The 1629-nt window shown below is 72.4% G+C and carries 4 protein-coding genes; all 4 read right to left on the bottom strand.

Features of this window, described 5'->3' with window-relative positions; genetic code table 11:
- Positions 1-69: 69 nt before the first annotated feature.
- Positions 70-192: a type B 50S ribosomal protein L36 gene (gene ykgO, locus ACFWBT_RS42885; RefSeq protein ID WP_037617513.1), complete on the bottom strand. Its 123-nt coding sequence runs from the start codon at positions 190-192 to the stop codon at positions 70-72.
- Between the two features lie 41 nt (positions 193-233).
- Positions 234-494, bottom strand: coding sequence for a type B 50S ribosomal protein L31 (locus tag ACFWBT_RS42880; protein WP_385710238.1), 261 nt, complete (start codon positions 492-494; stop codon positions 234-236).
- Between the two features lie 76 nt (positions 495-570).
- Positions 571-735, bottom strand: a complete 165-nt coding sequence (rpmG, locus tag ACFWBT_RS42875; protein ID WP_266764526.1) for a 50S ribosomal protein L33 — start codon at positions 733-735, stop codon at positions 571-573.
- A 135-nt stretch (positions 736-870) separates the two neighbouring features.
- Positions 871-1464, bottom strand: a complete 594-nt coding sequence (locus ACFWBT_RS42870; RefSeq protein WP_385710234.1) for a TetR/AcrR family transcriptional regulator — start codon at positions 1462-1464, stop codon at positions 871-873.
- Positions 1465-1629 lie beyond the last annotated feature (165 nt).

Here is a 1629-nt window from a genome sequence, read left to right as displayed (position 1 = left end):
CCCCGCGCGGGCGCCCCCGGACGACTTCCCCCTGCTCCGCCCGACTCCGGGGATTTCCCTGGTGCGCCGTCAGCCCTGGCGGGCCTTGAGGCGCGGGTTCTTCTTGTTCACGACGAAGACCACCCCGCGCCTACGGACCACCTGGGCCCCGGGCTTGGACTTCAGCGAACGCAGCGACTTGCGTACCTTCATGGCTCTGTTCTCCTCCTGCCGGACTCGTCGCGCTCCGGCGTTCAGTGCCGGTTCGGCGCGGCGCGGCCGTAGCGGCGCTCGAAGCGCTCGACCCGGCCGGCGGTGTCCAGGACCCGTGAGGTCCCGGTGTGGAACGGGTGGCTCGCCGACGAGATCTCGACGTCGATCACCGGGTGGACCGCACCGTCCTCCCACTCGATCGTCTTGGCCAACCGTGCGGTCGATCGCGTCAGAAAGGCGACGCCCGCGGCACGGTCCCGGAAGACGACGGGACGGGACTCGGGGTGAATGTCGGGCCTCATGGGGTTCCCTCCTCGGTTACGGCAGGTGCGTCTGCGGATACGCCGGGTACGTCTGCCTGCTGCGCCCGGCGTGGGGTCAGCGCTCCTCCCGGAACGCGACGTGCTTCCCCGCCAGCGGGTCGTACTTGCGCAGGACGAGCCGGTCGGGGTCGTTTCCGCGGTTCTTGCGCGTCACGTACGTGGCGCCGGTCCCGGCCGTCGACTTCAGCGTGACGACGGGGCGCGCGGTGCTGCGTGCCATGAGGTCCTCCTTCGCCCACCATGCGCGGGCCTTGACTCGCGCATGCCAATCAGTTACGTGAGCTGTAACAGCGCGTCCCGCGTCCGCATTCCCGGGCCCGTCACGACGCCCACGCGGCCCGTCCCACCCCGGCGACTACGCCTCGCGTACGGCACCGGCGACGACCGAGCTCACGGTCCGGCGGACGCCCTCCGGATCGGGTGCCGCGCCCTCCCGGCCCGCGAAGAGCAGATGACCGGTCCCGATCAGCGTGAGCGCGAGCGTGTCGACGTCGGCGTCCGGCGCGATGCGGCCCAGCTGGCGCTCCGCGCGGAGGTAGGAAGCGATCATGGCCGCGGCCTCGGTCAGCACGGGCAGGCCGGTCGGCGTGGTGGCCCGCAGCCGGGCGCGCAGGGCGTCCCGGGCGATGACGAGGCCGAGGATTCCCAGGGCCAGGGGCCCGAACACGTCGGCCAGCGCGGTGGTGAGGTTGCCGTCGACGGTGCCCGTTCCGGCGGACTCGCGCAGGGCGGCGGCCTGGACGTCGAGCCGGGCGATCCGGTCCCGCACGAGCTCGGCGAGGAAGTCGTCGAAGTCGGCGAAGTGCCGGTGCAGGACCCCCTTGGCGCAGCCCGCCTCCATGGTGACCGCCCGGCTGGTCAGCGCGTTCGGCCCGTCCCGCAGCAGGACGCGTTCGGCGGCGGCGAAGAGCTGTTCGCGCGCGTCACGCAGGGCTACCCCGGTCGGCATACGTGCATCCGCCTTTCTGTGCGGGACGACCTCGCCCAGGACCACCTCACCCGGGGCGAGTGAGCGCGCACCCCTCCATCGAGGAGGCGTGTTGACGCAGGGGCGCGCGACGTTCCCCGAACGCGCTCGCCCGTTGACGAGTGGGCATGCGCCCACTCATAGTGC

The organism is Streptomyces sp. NPDC060027 (assembly GCF_042737005.1).
In the GTDB taxonomy this organism is placed as follows: Bacteria; Actinomycetota; Actinomycetes; order Streptomycetales; family Streptomycetaceae; genus Streptomyces.
This window is presented reverse-complemented; position numbering and strand designations above follow the sequence as displayed.